The following is a 21620-nucleotide window of genomic DNA, read 5'->3' as shown; positions in this document are numbered from 1 at the left end:
ACTCTCAGTATCGATAGATATGCTTTGTATTGGGTTTTAACGCCTTAATGCCGGCGGTGGCGACGGTGACCTCCGCTACTGCGGCTACCTCTATCCTCACGGCTTCGCTGAATTTTCACTCGCGGGGGCTCTACCAATAGTTCCTCCGGCGGCACTTCACATTTCAACTTTTGGCCCAACAGTTGCTCAATCGGCTCAAGGCGCATGGCATCATCTTCACAGGCAAAGCTGATAGAGGTACCTGTTTTGCCCGCCCGGCCTGTACGACCAATTCGGTGCACGTAATCTTCCGGCTCCTCCGGTAGAGTGAAATTCACCACATGACTGATACCATCGATATGGATACCACGTCCGGCAACATCTGTTGCCACAAGGACTTTGGTCTTGCCCGACTTAAAGTCGTCAAGGGTGCGCACACGTTTGTTCTGTGCGACTTCCCCTGAGAGCAAACCAGCAGCAATACCGTGGGCAAGGAGATGTTCGTGCAGTCGTCGGCACTGGTCGCGGCGGTTGGCGAATACAATCAGACTATCGACTTCCTCGCGCTGTAGGATGTTGTAAAGCAGCGCATATTTTTCCTCACTAGCGGCCAGGTATACATGCTGCTCCACACTGTCTGTGGCAACCCGCTCAGGCTCGATTTCCACAATTACCGGATCATCGGTCCACTGCTCAACCAGTGCATCCACCTCGGGCGTGAAAGTGGCAGAAAAAAACATCGTCTGGCGATGAGTTTTGCGGGGAGTTTGGCGCACAATTCTACGAACCTGGGGGATAAATCCCATATCCAGCATGCGATCCGCCTCATCGATTACCAGGACTTCTACCTGATCCAGATAACAATCGCGATTACCGACAAAGTCTAGCAGGCGCCCAGGCGTGGCAACCAGGATATCCACCAAACGCTCATTCAGGTTGCGCTGCTGTTTGTCGTAATCCATACCACCAACCAGGGTATGGATTTCCAGGCCCGTGTACTTACACAGGGCCTTGGCGTCATCAGCGATCTGCATCACCAATTCACGCGTAGGTGCAATAATCAGTGAACGGGCCTCACCGGCATAGCGCTCGCCTTCGAAGGGGTGGCGAAGTAAGTCTTCAATGACAGTAATCAGAAAGGCCGCCGTTTTACCAGTACCCGTCTGCGCCTTACCGACTAAATCGTGACCATTCAGAGTATGCGGCAGGGAGCGCCCCTGGATAGGGGAGCAATACTGGAAGCCCAGGTCGTGAATTCCCCGCATCAGTTCCGGGGGCAAACCCAGATCGTGAAAGCGTACCTTGCCCTCTTGTTCAGGAACCTGGAAGTCATCCAGTGACCAAGGTGTCACCGCAATCTCCACCTTGGGTTTGCGACTGCGCTGGCGCCCCTTGTGGGAAGCTTTACCGCCGCTCCGGCGCGACCTACCCTCGCCCTGACCAGACTTGTCCCGAGCAGAATGGCCTTTTGAGGCGCGATCCGCTGGATTCTGGTCATCTTTGCGGCGCTTGGAGCGCTCATCTCCCTGGCGTGGGCTCTTATCCTCTTTAGAGGAGGAACGACGGAACAACTTTCCTATCAAGTGAAATACTCGCTCAAATGTTCAAATAATCGGCGAGTATACCATCACTCTAGACGGATTCCCGCCTGCTAAAATGGCGGCACAGCCAATAATCAAGGCTGGCAAAGCGCCCGGCCCCGCTGCAGAGCAGCGCCAACAACATAATGAAATAGGTTGCGGAGAATTCAATACCGTTCTTCAGGACAGTGATACTGCCCGCCTCGGATAACCATTGATAATTACCATGCTCCTTCAACAGCTCAACCGCCCTTTCCTTACGGGTAATGGCCTCATCAATCAAATCCTCACGCCATTCCCAAGGAGCCACTAACGTCTTATCCGGCAGGGCCGACCAACCATTCTCCCAGTGCGCGGTGATCGCAGCCACTGCCATTACAAACATCAGTGGAATCGCCACCACGCGGGTAGCAAAGCCAAACAGAATGGCAATACCACCAAAGAATTCAATCAGCGCCGCTGCCCAAGCCATAAACATTGGCGCCGGCAGGCCCAGGCCCCAGTCAGGATTGCCAAACCACGCAGCCACCTCATCAATACTGCCCATTTTGTTGAGCCCGGCCAAAATAAATATGGGTGCCAAGTAGATTCGTAACGCTAGAGGCCCAAGCCAGTCAATCTTGTGCACGAAATGCAAAAAGCAACCGTACCAGTTGCTCAGGGTATTCATCGCACCACTCATTATCATCACTCTCTTTGCTGTATTTGTTCACTTTAGTCGAGCGAATACGGCATCTCTTACAAGAGAGTCCCTGCCACAGCCAACTATGCTTGTTCCTTCAATGGCAATATGAGGACAGTTGGGTGAACACCTATGTACTTGTCCACGGTATGTTCCTCGGGGGCTGGTGCTGGGCCCGCGTAGTACAGCACCTGATAACCGCCGGGCACCGGGTTTTCACCCCCACGCAGACAGGTTTAGGCGAACGACACCATTTGCTATCCCCATCCATAGGGATGGATACGTTTATCCAGGACCTGGTAAATGTGATTGAATTCGAGGAGCTGGAACAGGTTATCCTGGTAGGCCACAGCTTTGGCGGCATGGCCGCTACTGGTGCCGCAGATGCCATGCCGCAACGTATTCGCCGCCTGGTCTACCTGGATGGCGCTATTCCACTACCCGGCCACGCTTTTGCTGAACAGCTGCCAGAAAAAATACGCTCCCGGCGGTTAGCCGCGGCAAAAGAGACTCAAGGTACTCGCTGCTTTATGCCGATGGACCCGAGGTTGATGGGGATTAAGAAGTCACAGGAGCTAAACTGGCTGCGTAGGCATATGACACCACACCCGGTAAAAACCTACCTGGACCCAATCCAACTGAGCCAAGCCCCGGCACAAGGGCCGCCTTGTACATATATTCGTTGCACCAAGCCTTATTACCCCCCTGCCAACATCAGTGGCGAACAGGCACGCAAAATCCCCGGGTGGCATTACCTTGAAATTGCCGAGAGCCATGGCTGTATCATCAATGCGGCGCAAACAGTCGCCAAACTATTGCAGGAAATCCCCTCCTAACCGCTGGGCGAAGAACAGATTTCACCGTAGAATAAGCGACCTTTTTGGCGACGGGTTACCTGTGCTGTACTTCCCTTTCAGCCCCCCACCTAGCCTTTAAGGCCATTTGGCAAAGCCGGTCAATTCGATAAAAACTGTATTGCCACAGTCTTCTGGTGGAATTGGCTGGTATCTCACAGTTATCCACAGGCACTATTCCAAGAAATCTGGTTCACCCATTGTTTAAGCTTTATCGACGCGCCATCTCCACCGAATTATCCCACCTGACTACGCTGGGGGGACCACTAGTGGTCAGTAACCTGGCGGTAGTGAGTATGGGGGTTGTGGATACTATTGTTGCCGGCCGCGCTGGTGAGGTGAACCTGGCGGGCTTGGCGCTCGGCTCCAGCATCTGGGCAGTATGCGCTGTAACCCTGATCGGTCTTCTTGCCGCAGTATCCCCAGCAGTTGCCCACCTACGCGGCGGAAGAGATGAAGAAGGCTGTGCCAAGCAACTGCACCAAGCCCTGTGGATTGCCCTTATTGGCGGGATACTCGTACTTCTCGCGCTGCTTGCGGTCCCCATATGGAGCCAGTGGATTGATACGGAAGAACCAGTTCGCCAGGTTTTAGAGGGCTATATTCTGGCTCTCACCGCCGGCACGCTACCATTTGCCCTGGGCACCGCACTGCGCGGTTACTGCGAGGGTATGGGGCAGGTGCGCCCGGTCATGCGCATCTATTTAGCTGCCGCCCTGCTTAATATTCCGCTGGATATCCTCTTTGTGTTTGGTGCTGGCCCCATTCCCGCCATGGGCGGCGCTGGTTGTGGTTGGGCCACCGCTGCAGTCAGCTGTCTTATTGCCCTGGCACTGTTCTGGCATGCAGGTAATGATCCGGTTTATCACTCCTTAAAGCTCAGGTTAATACCTGATAAACCCCATTGGCCAACCCTGCGTCATTTGCTCGCGGTAGGCCTGCCTGTGTGCGTGGGCGCTGCTGGCGAGGTAACATTCTTCGCAAGCTTGACAGTTTTACTGGCCCCCTATGGTGCAGCCATCGTAGCTGCCCACCAGATCAGCATGAATGTCGGCTCGATTTTTTACCTGGTGGCACTGGCACTAGCGCAAGCACTTAGCATTCGAACAGCGCATCTTCTCGGCCAGGACCGCCCAAAGCGGGCGATGTTTACTGGCAAAGTGGGCATCGGTACCGGTGTAATCTATGCCTTGGGGACCGGTTTGCTGTTAATTACTCTGCGCAGCCTGTTTGTACAAGCCTACACAGATAATGCGGAAATTATCGCTGTAGCCACAAACCTGCTGTTGCTCTGCGCCGCTTTCCAGTTGGTGGATGTCGTCCAAGCTATGACTTGGGGAGCACTTCGGGGTTACAAAGACACCAGGGTTCCCATGTATGTCCAACTTTTCTCCTACTGGTTGGTTGGCCTCCCCAGCGCCTACTGGCTGGGAGAAAATTTCTGGGGTGTTTACGGCTACTGGACCGGTGTGTGTATTGGCCTCGGAACCGCTTCAGTTTTAATGATACTACGATTTAGGCATACCAGCCGTGTAGCGATAACACGCGCTAGATAGCCCCTGTAGTTGGCGATGTATCACATTCTCAGGGAACGCTTTGACTATACTGGCGCTCCAAGTCCCCAAGCGTGCTGAACACCAGCCAATAATCAGCACAGCCCGCCATACGAAGTTGACCGGAGTACCGAATGATTTTGCGCCTCTCCCTGACCAGGCCGCACCGCCTGCTTAGCCTCGCCCTATTTTTTACCTCGACCCAGGCCACAGCCCTGAGTGAGGGTGATAAGGGACAGGAGCAGGCCGTGCCCAAAGCGGAAAACTTACAACTGGATCAGCCAGTTATCTCAGAGCTAGGCCCACCGACAGGAGCCAGTGATGACGACAACAGTACAGAAACTGTACCGGCAACTACAGGGAATGAGAAAAGCGCGGAGCAGCAACCTCTGCCACAGGCAGAGAATCTGCAGCTGGATCAACCAATCGGCGAGCTCGAAGTTACCCCCACCACCAAGAAAGAGCCGGAAACCAACCCCTCTGCTCAGCCAGTATCCAAGGCAACCCCAAGCTCCCAGGGAAATATTTCCATAGAGGTAGAAAAGGCCAAACCCCTTCGCCTGCTCGGCGCCGAGGTACCTCCAGCCACCTCCACTCGCCTGGCTTGGTCACCCAGCCAGCATTTTGAGGGGGTTTACAGCCCTACTGCTGTACTCGTGGTCAATGGAGCAAAGCCCGGACCGGTACTCTGCCTTACCGCTGCGGTTCACGGAGATGAACTAAATGGTGTCGAAACAGTGCGCAGGGTTATGTATGACCTGGATGCTGAGCAGCTAAACGGTGCGGTTATTGGGGTACCTATTGTCAATTTACAGGGTTTCCACCGCAGCTCCCGCTATCTCACGGATCGCCGCGACCTCAACAGGCATTTTCCCGGTGATCCCAATGGCTCCTCCGCTTCTCGCATTGCAAATTCTTTTTTTCACGAAGTGATCACCCACTGTAATGCAGTGGTTGATCTGCACACAGGTTCCTTTTACCGCACCAACCTGCCCCAGTTACGCGGCGACCTGACCAATCCAAAAATTGTAAAAATGACCAAGGGCTTTGGCTCTACCGTGGTACTGCACAGTGCCGGGGCCAAGGGCACACTGCGCCGAGCAGCCGTGGAGGCGGGCATCCCCACAGTGACCCTGGAAGCCGGCGCACCCATGGTCCTGGATGAACGCTCTGTCAGCCACAGTGTGAAAGGCATTCGCACCCTGCTTAACCAGCTGGGAATGGTAAGTAAGTTCCGCCTGTGGGGGGATCCTGAGCCCGTGTATTACAACTCCACCTGGCAGCGGTCCTCCAATGGCGGCATTATTTTCAGTGAAGTTCAGCTGGGTGAGTTCGTACGCAAAGGAGACCTGCTAGGTACAGTCACCAACCCCATTACCAATGTGCGTACCGAGATACGTTCAGAGCACGACGGAAGAGTACTTGGTATGGCTCTGGACCAGGTAGTGCAGCCCGGATTCGCCGCCTACCATATCGGCATCCAGGCCCCTCAGGAGCAGATCAGCCAGCCTCAGGAAGTTGTCGCGGAAGGGCCTGCCAAGGAAAACACCCACAACAAAGCCAGCAAAGCTTCAGCAGCTGCCCCCTCTACTGAAAACCCAGCGAAGTTGCGGGGCGAAGAGGACTAAGCGCCGCTGACATTATCGATAATAGTGATACTTTCCTGCGCTATAGGCTCCGGCTGCAGGGTAATATGATCAATACCAAAGCGCTTGATCAGGGTCTCCCGCAAGCGCTCCAACACCGCCGGCCAAGCCTGCAGATCATCCACCACAATATGCGCCGAAAGAGAGATGGTACTGGAGTCCAGCCGCCAGATATGCAAGTCGTGTACTGAACGCACTCCGGTAACCTGCACGAGGGTCTCCCCCACTGTTGGCAGGCTCAGTTCACGCGGCACCCTTTCCATCAAAACATCTACAGCATCGCGCAGCAGGCGCACACATGAAATCAGAATCAGGAAGCAGATCAGCAGCGACAACAAAGGGTCAATCGGCACCCAGCCAGTGAAATAAATCACTGCCCCCGACGCTAAAGCTGCTATTGAGCCCAGCATATCTCCCATCACATGTAGCAGTGCGCCGCGAATATTGAGCGTGCGCTCCCCCCGTAACAATACCCAGGCCGCCAGGATATTGATCAATAGGCCTGCTGTAGCTATCAGCATCACGGTGCTACCGTGTACCGGCTGCGGGTTACGCAAGCGGTTGATGGCCATAAAGGAAATTCCCACGACAATCAGCAGCATAATCAGACCATTGGTCACTGCCGCCAGTACTTCCGCACGCCCCCAGCCAAAAGACAACTCACGGTCCGCAGGCTTCTTCGCCAGCACCGCGGCAATAGCTCCAAGCGCCAGGGCAAATGTATCTGTGAGCATGTGGGCGGCATCCCCGAGCAGAGCGAGGGAACCCGACAGCCATCCTCCGATGGCCTCAACAATTGAAAAGCTCAGTGTGAGAAGCAAGGCAATAACGAGTGGGCGCAATGCACCATTGCCGTTGCGGTGGTGGACGTGATCGTGCATAGACTCCCTCCCTATCAGTCCTCCAGACTATTTTTTAGTGCCGGGCCACAGCTACTTCCGACCCAACGTTATTCTCTCCCAGCCGGAATAATCCCTGCGACTTTCAACATCCCTATACCCCGCTGCAATAAAAATCTTCCGAACGGATTCCGCTTGCTGCCAACCATGCTCTACCAACAACCAGCCATCTTCATCCAGAAAATCTCCGGCTTGCTCAGCAATCAGCTCTATATCTGCCAGCCCCTCCCGTTTTGCCACCAGGGCCGAGCGCGGCTCAAAGCGTACATCCCCTTCTACTAAATGGGGGTCGGCGGCATCAATATATGGGGGATTGCTGACGATTAATGAAAAGTGCTGCGGTGGCAATTGTGCAAACCAATGACTCTCCAAAACCTGCACATTACCGAAGCCAAGCCGTTTACGATTACTCTCAGCCAGTGCCAGCGCCGCTGCAGATTTCTCCGCAGCCACAATTTGCCAGCCAGGTTTTTCAGAAGCTAACGCCAGTGCAATAGCTCCAGTACCGGTACCCAGGTCGAGCGCTCGCAGTGTGCTCTGAGGGCAAAGTGCCAGGGCTGTTTCCACCAGCAGCTCGGTATCAGGGCGGGGAATCAAGGTAGAGGCATCGACTTTTAAGGTGAGCGACCAGAACTCCCGCTCACCGGTTAAATGTGCAACCGGCTCGCCGTTTTTACGCCGCACAAGCAATACGTCAAACTCATACTGCTCGGCAGTAGTGAGTTCATATTCTGGCCATGTATAGAGCCAGGTGCGCTCACGGCCGAGAATATGTGCAAGCAGCACTTCTATATCGAGACGAGCCGACTCGCTATTAGTGAGTTCAACACTACGGGCGAGATTGCCCTTCACACTGCTCATAGGAAAACTCTACCCAATAACGTCACACTGAACTTCAACTACTGCCCCATAGCTGCCAGCTGGTCCGCCTGGTGCTCAGTGCGTAGCGGGCCAATCACCTCCTCCAGAGCACCCTGCATCACCTCATCGAGTTTGTATAAGGTCAGGCCAATACGGTGGTCAGTCACCCGCCCCTGGGGATAATTGTAAGTACGGATGCGTTCGGAGCGATCTCCGCTGCCAACCAGACTCCTGCGCGCATCAGAAATTTCCTGTGCGGCAGCGGCCTCTTGTTCACTGGAAAGCTTGGCCTGTAAAAGCGCCATCGCCTTGGCTTTGTTTTTATGCTGAGAGCGTTCGTCCTGGCACTCAACCACAATTCCGGTGGGCAAATGGGTCAGGCGCACAGCGGAGTCAGTTTTGTTTACATGCTGGCCACCGGCACCCGAGGCGCGATAGGTATCCACACGCAGGTCGGCCTTGTTTATTTCAATAGCATCGCGCTCATCGGGCTCAGGCATCACCGCCACTGTGCAGGCGGAGGTGTGAATACGCCCCTGGGATTCCGTTTCCGGAACTCGCTGCACACGGTGAGCACCGGACTCAAATTTCAGCTTGGCATACACATCTTCACCGGCCACTCTAGTGATAATCTCCTTGTAGCCTCCATGCTCGCCGGCATTCTCACTGACGATCTCAATACGCCAGCCCTGCTTCTCCGCGTAGCGCGAATACATGCGAAATAGATCACCAGAGAAAATTGCCGCCTCGTCGCCACCAGTGCCTGCACGAATTTCCAAAAAGACATTTTTGCGATCATTGGGGTCGCGGGGTAGCAGCAAAGTCTGCAACTCACGCTCCAGGGGTTCCACCTGGGCCTCGGCCTCGCGCAGCTCCTCCTGGGCCATTTCACGCATTTCCTGATCGCTCTCATCGAGCATCTCCTGCGCAGCTGCCATATCTTCTTTAAGCTGTTTATAGCGGCCATAACATTTGACCACTTCTTCCAGCTCGGAGTATTCCCGCGATAACTCGCGGAACTGATCCTGGTCGGAAATCACACTGGCATCACCTAGCAGCGCCGACACTTCCTCGTGACGTTCCTGCAAGTTTTCCAGTTTATTCAGTAGCGATTCTTTCATCTGTGTTTTTTCTCTGATTCGATATCGGCAAGGTCATCCAACCCAACCACTTCGCGGGCAATGCGCAGCCGCTCCAGGTCGCCTTCAGCTGTCGCTTTTTTGAGGCTGATCGTAGGCGCATGGATTAATTTATTTGTCAGTGAGCGGGCCAACTGCTCCATCAGGCGGCGAGGATCCTCACCCTTATCCAGTTGCAAGAGTACCCTTTCTAATTCAGTACCGCTGATTTGCTGTGCACGCTGTCGATAGCTGCGGATGGTATCCACTGCACCAAGCGCCCGACTCTCTTTAGAGAATTCTGCCGCGGCGACTTCAATAATTTCTCTCGCCGCCTCTGCCGCCCTCTCTCGAGAGCGCATGCCCTCATCAATCACTCCGCGCAAGTCATCTACGGTGTAGAGGTATACATCATCGAGTTCACCAACCTGGGGCTCTATATCCCGCGGTACCGCTATATCCACCATAAACATCGGGCTGTGACGACGCTTGCGCAAAGCCGACTCCACTGCTCCCTTACCCAAAATTGGCAGTTGGCTGGCAGTAGAGCTAATTACAATATCCGCGCGGGCAAGATGTTCGGGAATATCGGCAAGCAGAATCGCTTCAGCACCAAAATTCTCTGCCAGCAACTGCGCACGACTGAGGGTACGGTTGGCCACAATGAGTTGTTTGATGCCCTGATCCAGTAAATGACGCGCAACCAGCTCTACTGTCTCGCCCGCACCAATCAAAAGTGCGGTTTGCTTTTTCAGATCGGTAAAAATGCGTGAAGCGAGAGAAACGGCAGCATAGGCCACAGACACCGGGTTTTCGCCGATAGCCGTTTCGGTACGAACTTTCTTTGCCACAGTGAACACGCGCTGAAATACCCGGTGCAGCTCACTACCCACACTGCCAGACTCCCTCGCCACAGCATAAGCAGACTTGATCTGGCCAAGGATTTGCGGTTCGCCCAGAACTAGTGAGTCAAGGCCGCAGGCAACACTCATCATGTGGCGAACCGCCGCTTCCCCAGTGTGGGCATAGCTGCAGCCCCTCAGTTGTTCGAGCGGTATCTGGTGGTATTCTGCCAACCACCGCAACAGAGGCTCCGCCTCCAGGTTCCCGTAGATTTCGGTGCGGTTGCAAGTGGATAGAATCGCAAGCTCCCGGCAGTCGAGCGCTTTGCGCGCATCCCCCAGGGCACCGGGCATCACCTCGGGCGCAAAGGCGACCCGTTCGCGCACCTCTATCGGTGCACTATCGTGGTTGATCCCCAGGGTAAGAATTGGCATAGAGTTCCGTCGGCTATAAATCTAGGAGTACATCATCCGTATAGGGGGCGCATTTTCACGGGCCGCCGCTTTGCTTGCAAGGTCGGGAGACGGTTTAATTGCGCGCTGATTTGACTTAGCGGACCGGGACCCAGCGTCCAGAAGCGGATTCGCGACTAGAATTATATGGCGATAATCGTTTAAAACACGCCACTCGTATACAGCTTACGCGCCGCAGCAACGTATGGACACGATCTATGCTCCCACCCCGACAGCCCGATTCAAATCATAATGCCTCGGCCACCCTGCTTCTGACCATCTGCCTGCTGCTGGCAGCCTGTGTCCAGGTTCAGCCCCGAGAGGCAGCTACTGATGCCAAATCACCACCAGTGGCTCAGAACCTAAAAGAGGATGGCGCCGACGCCTCCCCAGAGAGCGAACCCCGCGCTTTTCCTATCGATACCTTCTACACACTTCTGGTGGCTGAAGTTGCCGGTATTCGTGAACAGTATGATGTAGCACTGGCCAACTACTACCACCAGGCAGAAGTTACCAAGGACGCCGGCGTCGCCGAACGAGCCACACGTATCGCCCGTTTCCTGAATGCCCGTCAGGCTGCCCTGCGCTCAGCACAGCTTTGGGTTGAGCTGGAACCAGACAATGCCGATGCCCAATTGGCGCTCACTGCTGAGCTAACTCTTGCAGGAGAACTCTCAGAGGCCATGGTCCACGCGGAGCAGGCTCTAAAATTGGGAGGCAAAGCACCGCTGCAATCCCTCGCCGCCACAGCCATTGGCCGTGAAAAGCTCGACGATCAGATACGCGCAGAATTTGCCAGGCTGGCGCGGGCGCACCCAAACAACGACGAAGTGGCACTGGCCCATGCAATGGTGCTACGCGCTACCGAGCAATACAACCAGGCACTAGTAGTAGTGCGCCGTATCCAGGAGAGTCATCCAGACCAACTGGATGCTCCACTGTTACAGAGCCATCTGCTGGTGGACCTGGGCAAGCGGCGTGAAGCCATTGAGCTCCTGGAAAAACTGGTCAGCGTGCACCCCAATGAGACTCGCCTGCGCCTCCAATATGCGCGCCTGCTAATACGCGAAGACCTTGCACTGGCGCGCCAGCAATTCGCCGAGCTGGTCAAACAACGACCTGAAGACGGCAACCTAATCTTGTCACTGGCCCTGATTCAATACGAAACCAATCAGCTGGATTTGGCCAAACCACTGCTCGATAAACTTCTGGAGCTGGAACAACACGAATCAGCAGCACATTTTTATCTTGGCGGCCTGGCCGAAAAGCGAGGAGAGATTGCCACTGCCGTGAAACACTTCCGCCAAGTGGAGCCCGGCAACGATTATGTGGAAGCCATTACCAAAGGCACAAAGCTGCTCGCAACCAGTGGCAAGCATGATGAAAATGAAAAGTGGTTTACCAAACTTCGCCAACAACACCCTCGACAGGAAGAACATTTTTTCCTGATGGAGGTCGAATTGTTGCGAAAAAATGATGAACCACTAAAAGCCCTGGAGCGGGTTGAGCAGGGACTAAAAGTAATGAGTGGCAGTGGTCGTTTGATGTACACGCGTGCACTTCTCAACGACCAACTTGGCAATGCCACTGCCTTCGAGCATGACCTGCGCAACTTGCTGGAGCGCGACCCGGAAAATGCCACTGTACTCAATGCCCTGGGCTACAAACTGATTGATGATGATGCCCGCCTCCAGGAGGCTTTTGAGCTGATCAGTAAAGCGCTGAAACTGGAACCCGAAGATCCAGCCATTATCGACAGCATGGGTTGGGTCCAGTACCGTCTCGGTAATTTTTCTGCTGCGGAAAAGTATTTACGTCAGGCTATGGACAAACTACCCGATCACGAGATTGCTGCGCACCTGGGAGAAGTGCTCTGGGTACAGGGCGATCGTGAAGGAGCTTTAAAAATCTGGAGGGATGGAATGAAGCTCAACCCCCAGAGCAAAATTATTCCGGCCGCAATGAAGCGTTTACAAATTAAAGAAACACTGGAACAGCATGCATCTGACAACTGAAACCACCGTTACACGAAAGTTCTATTTTTTACTGGTGGCCACCCTCGCTCTATTGGTGTCAGCCTGTGCAGGGCAAAAAGCCAAGGAACAACCGGCAGCCGATACCCCACAAGAAACTGCAACACCCACATCGGTGGCACAGCTTAAGCAGTGGACGATTAAGGGCAAGCTCGGGGTGCGCTCGCCGGCCGATAATGGCAGCGCCAACCTGACATGGCAGCAAAGCGGTGCGCAAAACTTTCGTATTCACCTGAGTGGCCCGCTTGGTGCCGGCACTACAGTCATTTCCGGCTCCGCAGGCGGCGTCAGCTTGGTGCGCGGTGATGAGGCTCCGGTTGTCGCGCGCAACGCAGCCCAACTCACTGAGCAAATCCTGGGTTGGCCACTGCCCGCCAGTGAAATGTTTTACTGGGTACGAGGTCTGCCTGCTCCCGGGCCCAGGGGTGCAGAAAGACACAATGATCAGGGACTGTTGCAAAGCCTGCAGCAATCTGGCTGGACCCTCAGCTTTAGCGACTATCGTCAAAATGGGCCTTTCACCCTGCCCACCCGCATCAAGGCACAAACCAACGCCGCCGCCGGACCCGTGAATGTAACCCTGGTTATCAAGGACTGGGGTTTTTAAATGCCGAAACCTCAGCATGCGGGTATCATGGGCCAAACAAAGCTAACCGACCCAACCACCACGCATGCTGAAGTTACCCGCCCCCGCAAAACTGAACCTGACCCTGCGTATTCTTGGCCGACGTGCCGACGGCTATCACGAGTTGCAAACCCTTTTCCAATTACTCGACTACGGTGACGAACTGGAGTTTTCTGCACGCGCTGATGATGTCATCAGCGTAGATGCCGGTGAACTGGATGTAGCCGAGCGGGACAACCTGGTTTACCGGGCTGCCCTGCTTCTTCGAAAGGAAGCCAAGCTTGCTGGTGAAAAATTGCCTGGTGCACATATTCGTCTGATTAAAAAACTACCGCACGGTGGGGGTATCGGCGGGGGCAGTAGTGACGCAGCCACTACTTTATTGGGCCTTAATCATCTTTGGCGCTGCAACCTGCCTATGGATACCCTGGCCGAGTTGGGCCGCCAACTCGGTGCCGACATTCCACTTTTTGTCCGCGGACATACTGCCTGGGCCGAAGGCGTTGGGGAAAAATTAACTCCTGTTATCACTGAAAAACGCCACTACTTGGTGGTGTCTCCTGGTTGCGAAGTGAGCACTGCAAAAATTTTTCACGATTCGCGTTTGACAAGAGATTCTGTCGCAATTACATTAGCGGCCCTTCGCGAGGGGCAGCTCACAGAAACGCCGCTCAGCAGTGAAAAACTGGAAGCTTTTTCCGGTAATGACTGCCAGGCACTGGTTGAGAGTCTCCACCCTGAAGTTCGCGATGCCAGAGAGTGGCTAGAGCAATTTGCACCAGCTCAACTCACAGGCACTGGAAGCTGTGTCTTCACCGCCTTCCAAACTGAGCAAGCAGCCAAATCGGCACTTGCCAGGCTACCGCGAAAATGGCAGGGTTTTATAGCAAATGGTATCCAGGTTTCACCTGTACACCAGAAGCTCGCGAAATTAACCTCAAGAGATTGAGGAAAAATACTGGGGCGTAGCCAAGCGGTAAGGCAGCGGGTTTTGATCCCGTCATGCGAAGGTTCGAATCCTTCCGCCCCAGCCATTTTCTTTTGTATGCTGTGGCGCAAGCAAAAACCGGTTCCGACATGTCTCAGCCGACACTGACCCAGCCGGCCCGGGCCATCCGCATAGGGCTGAGAGCAGCCTCCCCCCAATTTTACAGAGATGTCACAGGCAAGCTTTTTGGCAAACACCTTTCGACAACCTGGAGGCTCCCCAAAGCTAAGAGCAATCACCTGGATGACCAGGGCAAGCCAGCAATCTACTCCAACTTTGCTTCGCTCCCCCCTGCATTCCCGAGTATAAAAATGATGCTATCGCATCCCAACTTCTAGCGGAAAATGCGGGCATCTACACTTCAATTCACATCAAGACAGAATCAAAGGAACTCGCAGTGGCTGACTTAATGGTCTTTACCGGCAACGCAAACCCGGAACTGGCACAGAAAATTGTCGACCATATGGCGATCCCCCTGGGCGAAGCTGCGGTTAAGCGCTTCTCCGACGGTGAGATTGCAGTTGAAATTACCGATAACGTACGCGGTCGCGACGTTTTCGTTGTGCAGTCCACCTGCCAACCCACCAACCGCAACCTGATGGAGCTGATCCTTCTGGTAGATGCCCTGCGCCGCGCCTCTGCTGGCCGCGTTACCGCCGTAGTACCTTACTTCGGATATGCCCGCCAGGATCGCCGCGTAAGATCCCAGCGTGTACCTATTTCCGCAAAAGTAGTTGCCGATATGATGGTAAGCGTGGGCATCGACCGCGTACTGACTGTCGACCTGCACGCTGAACAGATCCAGGGCTTCTTCGATGTGCCCGTAGATAACGTATATGGCTCTTCTGTACTGCTCGACGATATCGAGCGCCAGAAGTACCAGAACCTGGTAGTAGTATCCCCGGATATCGGCGGTGTGGTGCGCGCTCGCGCAGTAGCCAAGAGCCTCGACTGTGAGCTGGCTATCATCGACAAACGTCGCCCGGCTGCTAACGTCGCAGAAGTGATGAACATCATCGGTGAAGTCAGCGGCCGCACCTGCCTGCTGGTAGATGACATGGTCGATACCGCCGGCACCCTGTGCAATGCCGCCAACGCCCTGAAAGAACATGGTGCGGAGAAGGTAGTTGCCTACTGTACCCACCCGGTATTGTCCGGTAACGCCATCAGTAACCTGAACAACTCCGTACTGGACGAGCTGGTAGTGACCGACTCCATCCCCCTGGGGGACAAGATGGAGAAGGCCCCGAAGATTCGCCAGCTGACCCTGTCCGCAATGCTGGCCGAATCCATGCGTCGCATCAGCAATGAAGAATCCCTCTCCGCGATGTTCCGTTAAGACCGGAATGGGAGTGCATACCAAATAAACACAGAGTGTCCCGCTATGCGGGGCACTTTGCCTTTGGCTCTGATTCCCGTAGAATACGCGCCCGCCCGGCACCGCCGGGCGATTACTTTTGGGCCCAACAGCCCAATTTACACAAACGCCAGAGCGGTCCGGTCGCAGGTCTCTCTGGACAGACAACCCGAGGTTTAACCCATGTCTGATATCAAACTGAACGCCATTGCCCGCAGCGATGAAGGGAAAGGTGCGAGCCGCCGCCTGCGTCGCCTGGAAGGCCGTGTACCCGGCATCGTTTACGGTGGTGAAGCTGAGCCGCAATCCGTATCCCTGCTGCAAAAAGACCTGTTCAAGGCCCTGGAAAATGAAGCATTCTTCTCTTCCATGCTGACCGTGGACATCGATGGTAAAGAAGAGAAAGTGATCCTGCGCGATCTGCAGCGCCACCCCGCCAAGCAGCTGCTTCTGCACATCGATTTCCAGCGCGTTTCTGCCAGCACCAAAGTACACGTTAAAGTGCCTCTGCACTTCCTTAACGAAGACACCAGCAAAGGCGTTAAAGCCGGCGGTATCGTTTCCCATACCCTGACCGAGCTGGAAGTGAATGCTCCTGCTGGCAAGCTGCCTGAGTTCATTGAGGTGGACCTGGCAGACCTGGAGCTGGATGGCATCCTGCATATCTCCGACCTGAAACTGCCAGAAGGCGTTGAGTCTGCAGACCTGAGCCACGGCGAAGACCACAACCTGGTTGTAGCGTCTATCCACAAGCCTCGCGGCGCCGTTGAAGCTGACGCTGAAGCCGAAGCTGGCGAAGGCGAAGAGTAATCGCCTTGGCTGCGGCACCGGATACCCCGATCCAGTTGATTGTCGGCCTGGGAAACCCCGGGCCGGAATACGATCGGACACGGCACAACGCCGGTGCTGATTTTGTTGTCGAGCTGGCCCGCCAACATGGCACCCAGCTCAGCCAGGACAGCAAATACCACGGCCTCACAGGCCGTGTGCGGATCGACAGCCGGGAAATCCGGTTGCTGATCCCCACCACCTATATGAATCGCAGCGGCCAGTCTGTCGGCCCATTGGCGAACTTTTTCAAAATTCCCCCGGAAGCCATACTGGTCGCTCACGATGAGCTGGACCTCGCCCCCGGTATCGCGCGCCTGAAAGCCGGCGGCGGTCACGGCGGACACAATGGCCTGAGGGATATCATTGCCGCACTGGGCAACAACCGAAACTTTATGCGCTTGCGACTCGGCATCGGCCACCCTGGCAGTTCGAGCGAAGTGTCCCGGTTTGTACTCCAGCGAGCTCCCAGAGCGGAACAGGAAACACTGGCTGATGCCATCGATCGCTCGATCGACGTACTGCCCACCGCCGCCACTGGCGACTGGGGCTCAGCCATGAAAACGCTGCACACCGCCAAATAGATCCCCCCGGGTAGCTTGCCTTTTGCCCCGGAAATCTCGATAGTGTGCTGCGCCAAATTGCCGGTATTTTCCCGACTGGCCCGGATCATTCAGCGGCCGCGCTACCCAGCCTGCCCAGACTTCCGCCAGCGCAATCACTACCGGACTTCAAACGCAATTAGCAGAGTGCGCGCTTCGCGCCTCAGGCAAACGGAAAAATATCACCATGGGTTTTACTTGCGGTATAGTCGGCCTGCCTAACGTGGGCAAATCCACCTTATTTAACGCACTGACCAAGGCGGGCATCGATGCAGAGAACTTCCCTTTCTGTACCATCGAGCCCAATGCCGGCGTAGTGCCGGTACCAGACACCCGCCTCGACAAGCTGGCGGAAATCGTTAAGCCACAGAAAGTTATTCCGACCACGATGGAGTTCACGGACATCGCCGGGCTGGTTGCGGGCGCCTCCAAGGGCGAAGGCCTGGGCAATAAGTTTCTCGCCAATATCCGCGAGACCGATGCCATCGCCCACGTTGTACGCTGCTTTGAAGATGACAACGTAATCCACGTGGCCAACCAGGTGCACCCTGTTGCTGACATCGAGGTGATCAACACCGAACTGGCCCTCGCCGACCTGGATACCGTTGAAAAAGCTCTGCAGCGCTTTACCCGCGCGGCTAAAGGCCAGGACAAGCACGCTATCAAGATGAAAGCGCTGCTGGAGAAAATCCAGCCGCACCTGGATGAAGCCAAACCACTGCGCTCCTTCGGCCTTTCCGAGGATGAGCTGGCAGACCTGCGCGAGCTGAGCTTGCTCACCGTTAAGCCAACCATGTATATCGCCAACGTGCACGAAGACGGCTTCGAGAATAATCCACACCTGGATGCCGTTGCTGCCATCGCCGCCGAAGAGAATGCGGTACTGGTGCCAATCTGTAACAAGCTTGAAGCGGAAATTGCCGAGCTGGATGACGATGAGAGACAGGAATTCCTGGAAGAACTGGGTATGGAAGAACCCGGGCTGAACCGTGTTATCCGCGCCGGCTACCAACTGCTGGGCCTGCATACCTACTTCACCGCCGGTGTAAAAGAGGTGCGCGCCTGGACCATTCCGCTGGGAGCTACCGCGCCGAATGCGGCGGGCAAGATCCATACTGACTTCGAAAAGGGCTTTATCCGCGCGGAAGTGGTCAGCTATAGCGATTTTATCAACAACAATGGTGAGGCTGGCGCAAAGGAATCCGGCAAATGGAGACTGGAAGGCAAAGATTACATTGTTGCCGATGGTGACGTGATCCACTTCCGTTTTAACGTCTAATACCCTCTCCCTTTTTCGCCTCCCCCCCAGAGGGGAGGCTTTTCCCATCAGCGTAGAAGCAATGGCGCAATCAAACTGGAAAGTGGGCCTGCCCCTGACCCTGGTCACCATATTTATGTGGGCGACGCTGCCCATCGCCCTCAAAGGGCTCCTCGGGCATATCAGCCCTGGTACCGCCACCTGGTATCGCTTTGCCGGTGCAGCTCTGCTCGCAGGGCTCTATTACGGCCAGGCGCGCGCACTAAACTTGCGACCACTATTTAGCCGCATACTCCTGCCATTCACACTGCTGGCTGTAATCGGCCTCCTGGTAAACTATCTCGCCTATGCCAGCGGGCTGAATTACATCACCCCTGGTGCCGCTCAGATGGTTATCCAATTGGCGCCCCTGCTTCTGCTTATCTCCAGCGTGCTCTGGCTGGGGGAAAGTTTTTCCCTTCGCCAATGGGGTGGTGTAGCTCTGGTGGTGATCGGCCTGCTACTGTTTTTCAACCAGCGCCTGGAAGAACTCACCAGTGGTGCGGGTGGAGACTATCTGCTGGGGCTTGGTTATATCCTGATTGCCGCTGTCACCTGGGCTGTGTACGGTTTCTTCCAGAAGAAAATCTTGAGCAGGGCAACACCTCAGGACCTACTGGTAGTGATTTATATCGCAGGCACCCTGTGCTTCCTGCCAATGGCCGATCCAATGAAGGTTTCCCACCTCGGCTGGCTGGAGTGGGCCCTGCTCGCCTTCCTTACTGCAAACACCCTGATCGCATACGGCGCCTTCAGTAAAGCCCTGGCAAATTGGGAGGCATCCAGTGTCAGCGCTACCTTGTCATTAGTGCCAGTGATCACCCTGTTGCTCAGTACGCTGATCAGTAGTATCTGGCCGGACTATATTGCTGTTGAGCCTCTGAACTGGATCAGCTGGGCTGGCGCCGTTGCCGTAGTAGCGGGTTCGGCATTTGCCGCTATCAGTTCCGGGCGCCACCCCAGCAAGCCCCTGGGTTCAGATAAAAAAAATCGCTAACTAACTGAAAAGAATACAAAAAAGGTGTTGACACACCCAGCCCATCGATTAATAATGCGCGCCCTCGGTAAGGCCGAGGCAACAAAAGAAATGGCAAGGTAGCTCAGCCGGTTAGAGCGCAGCACTCATAATGCTGAGGTCGGGAGTTCGAGTCTCCCCCTTGCTACCATTTCAAACCACAGAGACTATTCTTTGTGGGTCTTGAAACTGGGGCGTAGCCAAGCGGTAAGGCAGCGGGTTTTGATCCCGTCATGCGAAGGTTCGAATCCTTCCGCCCCAGCCATCTTCCAAAATTTATTCTTCAGGCCCAGTCCAGGGCAGCAACCCAAAAACTAGCGTGCTGATTTCAGAGTACAGCTCCATTCGCCTCTATCTAGCTAGAACAGTAACTACTTAAGACCCTGTACAAGCACCGGGTCGGTATCCACTGAACCACGCTCACCCACCAGATCCTGACAGCCAGCCGATAACTGCCTGTTCTGTTCCCGGCGCAACCCCAGAGCCCGCAAACACTCAAAACCCGCCAGGCAGATCAGTAATGCCAACAGCACCAGCCAACCACCATAACCGCGCATAGCCTCTTCCTCAGACATACAGGTCCACCCAAGCTGTACCACACACAGGAAGGCCACAATCAGAAGCGTGGGCTTGCGCCCAATCAGGCCAACCACAAAGACACCCAGGGGGGCGCCCAGAGCCACCACCGGCGCCGCTGCCAGCCAATTGCCAAATACACCCGGCTGCCAGTCTCCGACCAAAGACTTCACCAGTACCCCGAGCACAGAGCAAAACGCCATAATCACTACCGAAGTAGGGATAGCCACCTTGAGGTCTACGCGACTCAACAGCACCAGAGCTGCATAGACCAACATATCCACACCCACACCAGTGACTGCCACAACACTGAAACCTGCAAAGGCCCCCAATAACAAGCCCACCCGAAAATCTGTTGGGCACTGAGGGTCGCCCGCATGCTCACAGTCGGTGATCTCGCTAAGTCGGCACAAGTGAAATATTCCGAAACTGCCCCAAAGCACGGCGAAAGACAGTTTTACCCACAGCTCGGGAATCAGTGGTGCAAACAGCAGAATTCCTGCGGGTGTTGTCAGGAGTGCCCCCAATAGAGCTCCGCGCAACATGGACCATGCCAATTGCTGCTGCCGGCAAAGAATGAAGAGGCTCGCACTGACCATACCAATGGATTGCACAGCAAAGCTGAAATCACGACCGTGGCTGGCCGGCATATCAAACAGCAGCACCAAGACAGGAAACCCCACGGTACCGCCACCCATCGGCGTAGAGCCAGCCGCATAACTGCCAATCGCCATGGCCAATGCCATAGACCAGTTTTCCAGGGCCAATGTCAGATTGTCCCCTTGGACAATCAGAAATAGCCACACCCCGTAGAAAACCGCCAACCAAGCAAACCAGTAGCGGAGGGAAAGCCGCGCTAGGTATTTCATCTTATTATTCGCGAGCTAAAACGTCAGAGGGCGCTAATAGTGGTACGACAAGGAGAAGGGATCAAGGCGGGATACAGAATGCTGATAACTACATCCCGAAAATCTGACGACTATAGGCCGCCCGACAACCACAGCTGCCGGGCGGAACAGGATCAGTTCAGACGCTTCCGGCGAATCAGGCTTTGAACCTGCATGGAGGACATCATAGAAGCGTAGATAGCCGGCAAAGCACCGCGCTTACGCAACTCAAGGAAGTCCTCATCAGACAGATTGTTCAGCTTCTCCTCATCAACCACGAAGAAACCAGTCAGATCGTAAGGCTTATCATCTTCGCTCACACGCAAAGTCAGTTTTTTCTGGGTCAACAGGTCTTTAGACACCAGGAACTCAATAAACGACTCGGTAACCGCTACACGCTGGGCAGTTTCAATCACTGCCTGGGCACGGTTTTTCAGGTAGTCAGTCTGCTCACCTTCACCATCAAACAACGGCTCACCTTCAGACTCACTCAGCATATTGGAATCTTCATCGATACAGAGAACCGCCTGATCGGCATTTTCCGGATTTTTCACCAGCACGAACGGGTAGGTGCGAACTTGCAAAGGAACATAGCTGCCATTCCAACCTTCAGAGCCGGAGAACAGGTTCTCCCCCGGACGCAGACCAGTTAAGGCAACCACTTTAAACTGCTCAGTATTCTGATCTTTCACAAACAGGATCGGGTAGCTCTGGGCCGCCTGAACAATCTCTTGAACTACCAAAGGCAGAATGTGGTTGCCGCTGACATGGTCAAAAGTAATGTCTTGGGTGAGTTTCAGGTTGGCATGTGCCTTTTTATCCAAAGCTTTAATCTGTGCCATAAGTACAACTCCTAGCTACTTTTATAGTTACTTAATTTTCAGAGATACCCTAACGTACCACTTTATCGGCGCACTAACGATGACAAACGCTTTCCCGCCGTCG

At 54.8% G+C, this 21620-nt stretch carries 19 protein-coding genes and 3 tRNA genes; 14 read left to right on the top strand and 8 right to left on the bottom strand.

The window, feature by feature from the left end:
* Positions 1-44: 44 nt before the first annotated feature.
* Together rhlB and G367_RS0107825 are read right to left on the bottom strand one after the other, a co-directional pair.
* On the bottom strand, positions 45-1562 hold the full coding sequence (gene rhlB, locus G367_RS23350; protein WP_157533416.1) for an ATP-dependent RNA helicase RhlB: 1518 nt from the start codon (positions 1560-1562) through the stop codon (positions 45-47).
* Positions 1563-1611: 49 nt separating this feature from the next.
* Positions 1612-2241, bottom strand: a complete 630-nt coding sequence (locus tag G367_RS0107825) for an HvfX family Cu-binding RiPP maturation protein (protein WP_020412561.1) — start codon at positions 2239-2241, stop codon at positions 1612-1614.
* Between the two features lie 122 nt (positions 2242-2363).
* On the opposite strand from G367_RS0107825, the gene G367_RS0107820 reads away from it, so the two are divergent.
* The 3 genes from G367_RS0107820 to G367_RS0107810 all read left to right on the top strand — a co-directional run bounded on the left by G367_RS0107820 (position 2364) and on the right by G367_RS0107810 (position 6276).
* Positions 2364-3077: an alpha/beta fold hydrolase gene (locus G367_RS0107820; protein ID WP_026304995.1), complete on the top strand. Its 714-nt coding sequence runs from the start codon at positions 2364-2366 to the stop codon at positions 3075-3077.
* Positions 3078-3232: 155 nt separating this feature from the next.
* Positions 3233-4651, top strand: coding sequence for an MATE family efflux transporter (locus tag G367_RS0107815; protein ID WP_020412559.1), 1419 nt, complete (start codon positions 3233-3235; stop codon positions 4649-4651).
* Between the two features lie 131 nt (positions 4652-4782).
* Positions 4783-6276, top strand: coding sequence for a succinylglutamate desuccinylase/aspartoacylase family protein (locus tag G367_RS0107810; RefSeq protein ID WP_020412558.1), 1494 nt, complete (start codon positions 4783-4785; stop codon positions 6274-6276).
* Here G367_RS0107810 and G367_RS23345 read toward each other — a convergent pair.
* The 4 genes from G367_RS23345 to hemA are packed head-to-tail and all read right to left on the bottom strand — an operon-like array spanning position 6273 to position 10449.
* Positions 6273-7175, bottom strand: coding sequence for a cation diffusion facilitator family transporter (locus tag G367_RS23345; protein ID WP_020412557.1), 903 nt, complete (start codon positions 7173-7175; stop codon positions 6273-6275). The genes G367_RS0107810 and G367_RS23345 overlap by 4 nt on opposite strands.
* 51 nt (positions 7176-7226) lie before the next feature.
* Complete coding sequence (gene prmC, locus G367_RS0107800) at positions 7227-8054, bottom strand: peptide chain release factor N(5)-glutamine methyltransferase (RefSeq protein WP_020412556.1); 828 nt, start codon at positions 8052-8054, stop codon at positions 7227-7229.
* A 38-nt stretch (positions 8055-8092) separates the two neighbouring features.
* Positions 8093-9175, bottom strand: coding sequence for a peptide chain release factor 1 (prfA, locus tag G367_RS0107795; RefSeq protein ID WP_020412555.1), 1083 nt, complete (start codon positions 9173-9175; stop codon positions 8093-8095).
* The gene (hemA, locus tag G367_RS0107790) at positions 9172-10449 is read right to left on the bottom strand and encodes a glutamyl-tRNA reductase (RefSeq protein WP_020412554.1); all 1278 of its coding nucleotides are present in this window, start codon (positions 10447-10449) and stop codon (positions 9172-9174) included. Before hemA ends, prfA begins: the two co-directional genes overlap by 4 nt.
* Before the next feature lie 236 nt (positions 10450-10685).
* On the opposite strand from hemA, the gene G367_RS0107785 reads away from it, so the two are divergent.
* The 11 genes from G367_RS0107785 to G367_RS0107730 all read left to right on the top strand — a co-directional run bounded on the left by G367_RS0107785 (position 10686) and on the right by G367_RS0107730 (position 19477).
* Positions 10686-12482, top strand: coding sequence for a tetratricopeptide repeat protein (locus G367_RS0107785; protein WP_020412553.1), 1797 nt, complete (start codon positions 10686-10688; stop codon positions 12480-12482).
* Entirely contained in the window at positions 12466-13107 is a 642-nt protein-coding gene (lolB, locus tag G367_RS0107780; RefSeq protein WP_020412552.1) for a lipoprotein insertase outer membrane protein LolB, read from the top strand. Before G367_RS0107785 ends, lolB begins: the two co-directional genes overlap by 17 nt.
* A 64-nt stretch (positions 13108-13171) precedes the next feature.
* Positions 13172-14074 (top strand): 4-(cytidine 5'-diphospho)-2-C-methyl-D-erythritol kinase, encoded by a 903-nt coding sequence (ispE, locus tag G367_RS0107775; protein ID WP_020412551.1) that lies wholly within the window; start codon positions 13172-13174, stop codon positions 14072-14074.
* Positions 14075-14084: 10 nt separating this feature from the next.
* Positions 14085-14159, top strand: a tRNA-Gln gene (locus tag G367_RS0107770).
* A gap of 363 nt (positions 14160-14522) precedes the next feature.
* Positions 14523-15452 carry a ribose-phosphate pyrophosphokinase gene (locus G367_RS0107760; RefSeq protein WP_040628500.1) on the top strand — a complete coding sequence of 310 codons (930 nt, stop codon included), beginning with the start codon at positions 14523-14525 and terminating at the stop codon, positions 15450-15452.
* A gap of 201 nt (positions 15453-15653) precedes the next feature.
* The gene (locus tag G367_RS0107755; protein WP_020412549.1) at positions 15654-16280 is read left to right on the top strand and encodes a 50S ribosomal protein L25/general stress protein Ctc; all 627 of its coding nucleotides are present in this window, start codon (positions 15654-15656) and stop codon (positions 16278-16280) included.
* A 5-nt stretch (positions 16281-16285) separates the two neighbouring features.
* Complete coding sequence (pth, locus tag G367_RS0107750; protein ID WP_020412548.1) at positions 16286-16882, top strand: aminoacyl-tRNA hydrolase; 597 nt, start codon at positions 16286-16288, stop codon at positions 16880-16882.
* 205 nt (positions 16883-17087) lie between these two features.
* Positions 17088-18179: a redox-regulated ATPase YchF gene (gene ychF / locus G367_RS0107745; protein WP_020412547.1), complete on the top strand. Its 1092-nt coding sequence runs from the start codon at positions 17088-17090 to the stop codon at positions 18177-18179.
* Positions 18180-18240: 61 nt separating this feature from the next.
* Positions 18241-19194 carry a DMT family transporter gene (locus G367_RS0107740; RefSeq protein ID WP_020412546.1) on the top strand — a complete coding sequence of 318 codons (954 nt, stop codon included), beginning with the start codon at positions 18241-18243 and terminating at the stop codon, positions 19192-19194.
* A gap of 92 nt (positions 19195-19286) precedes the next feature.
* Positions 19287-19363 (top strand) — tRNA-Met (locus G367_RS0107735).
* A 39-nt stretch (positions 19364-19402) separates the two neighbouring features.
* A tRNA-Gln gene (locus G367_RS0107730) sits at positions 19403-19477 on the top strand.
* A 106-nt stretch (positions 19478-19583) separates the two neighbouring features.
* Here G367_RS0107730 and G367_RS0107725 read toward each other — a convergent pair.
* Both G367_RS0107725 and G367_RS0107720 read right to left on the bottom strand, forming a co-directional pair.
* Positions 19584-20657: a sulfite exporter TauE/SafE family protein gene (locus G367_RS0107725; RefSeq protein ID WP_020412545.1), complete on the bottom strand. Its 1074-nt coding sequence runs from the start codon at positions 20655-20657 to the stop codon at positions 19584-19586.
* Positions 20658-20809: 152 nt separating this feature from the next.
* Positions 20810-21517, bottom strand: coding sequence for a SapC family protein (locus G367_RS0107720; RefSeq protein ID WP_020412544.1), 708 nt, complete (start codon positions 21515-21517; stop codon positions 20810-20812).
* Between the last annotated feature and the right edge of the window lie 103 nt (positions 21518-21620).

The sequence above is a fragment of the Microbulbifer variabilis ATCC 700307 genome (genome assembly GCF_000380565.1).
GTDB classification, from domain to species: Bacteria; Pseudomonadota; Gammaproteobacteria; order Pseudomonadales; family Cellvibrionaceae; genus Microbulbifer; species Microbulbifer variabilis.
The sequence above is the reverse complement of the archived record's forward strand: the minus strand, read 5'-3'. Positions and strand labels throughout refer to the sequence as shown.

What these genes read in the sequence shown, in the direction of transcription:
- prfA (WP_020412555.1), bottom strand. Translation starts at nt 9,175, where the DNA reads ATGAAAGAATCGCTACTGAATAAACTGGAAAACTTGCAGGAACGTCAC.
- G367_RS0107810 (WP_020412558.1), top strand. Translation starts at nt 4,783, where the DNA reads ATGATTTTGCGCCTCTCCCTGACCAGGCCGCACCGCCTGCTTAGCCTC.
- G367_RS0107755 (WP_020412549.1), top strand. Translation starts at nt 15,654, where the DNA reads ATGTCTGATATCAAACTGAACGCCATTGCCCGCAGCGATGAAGGGAAA.
- lolB (WP_020412552.1), top strand. Translation starts at nt 12,466, where the DNA reads ATGCATCTGACAACTGAAACCACCGTTACACGAAAGTTCTATTTTTTA.
- G367_RS0107760 (WP_040628500.1), top strand. Translation starts at nt 14,523, where the DNA reads ATGGTCTTTACCGGCAACGCAAACCCGGAACTGGCACAGAAAATTGTC.
- G367_RS0107825 (WP_020412561.1), bottom strand. Translation starts at nt 2,241, where the DNA reads ATGAGTGGTGCGATGAATACCCTGAGCAACTGGTACGGTTGCTTTTTG.
- hemA (WP_020412554.1), bottom strand. Translation starts at nt 10,449, where the DNA reads ATGCCAATTCTTACCCTGGGGATCAACCACGATAGTGCACCGATAGAG.
- G367_RS0107740 (WP_020412546.1), top strand. Translation starts at nt 18,241, where the DNA reads ATGGCGCAATCAAACTGGAAAGTGGGCCTGCCCCTGACCCTGGTCACC.
- G367_RS0107725 (WP_020412545.1), bottom strand. Translation starts at nt 20,657, where the DNA reads ATGAAATACCTAGCGCGGCTTTCCCTCCGCTACTGGTTTGCTTGGTTG.
- G367_RS23345 (WP_020412557.1), bottom strand. Translation starts at nt 7,175, where the DNA reads ATGCACGATCACGTCCACCACCGCAACGGCAATGGTGCATTGCGCCCA.
- G367_RS0107720 (WP_020412544.1), bottom strand. Translation starts at nt 21,517, where the DNA reads ATGGCACAGATTAAAGCTTTGGATAAAAAGGCACATGCCAACCTGAAA.
- G367_RS0107785 (WP_020412553.1), top strand. Translation starts at nt 10,686, where the DNA reads ATGCTCCCACCCCGACAGCCCGATTCAAATCATAATGCCTCGGCCACC.
- ispE (WP_020412551.1), top strand. Translation starts at nt 13,172, where the DNA reads ATGCTGAAGTTACCCGCCCCCGCAAAACTGAACCTGACCCTGCGTATT.
- ychF (WP_020412547.1), top strand. Translation starts at nt 17,088, where the DNA reads ATGGGTTTTACTTGCGGTATAGTCGGCCTGCCTAACGTGGGCAAATCC.
- prmC (WP_020412556.1), bottom strand. Translation starts at nt 8,054, where the DNA reads ATGAGCAGTGTGAAGGGCAATCTCGCCCGTAGTGTTGAACTCACTAAT.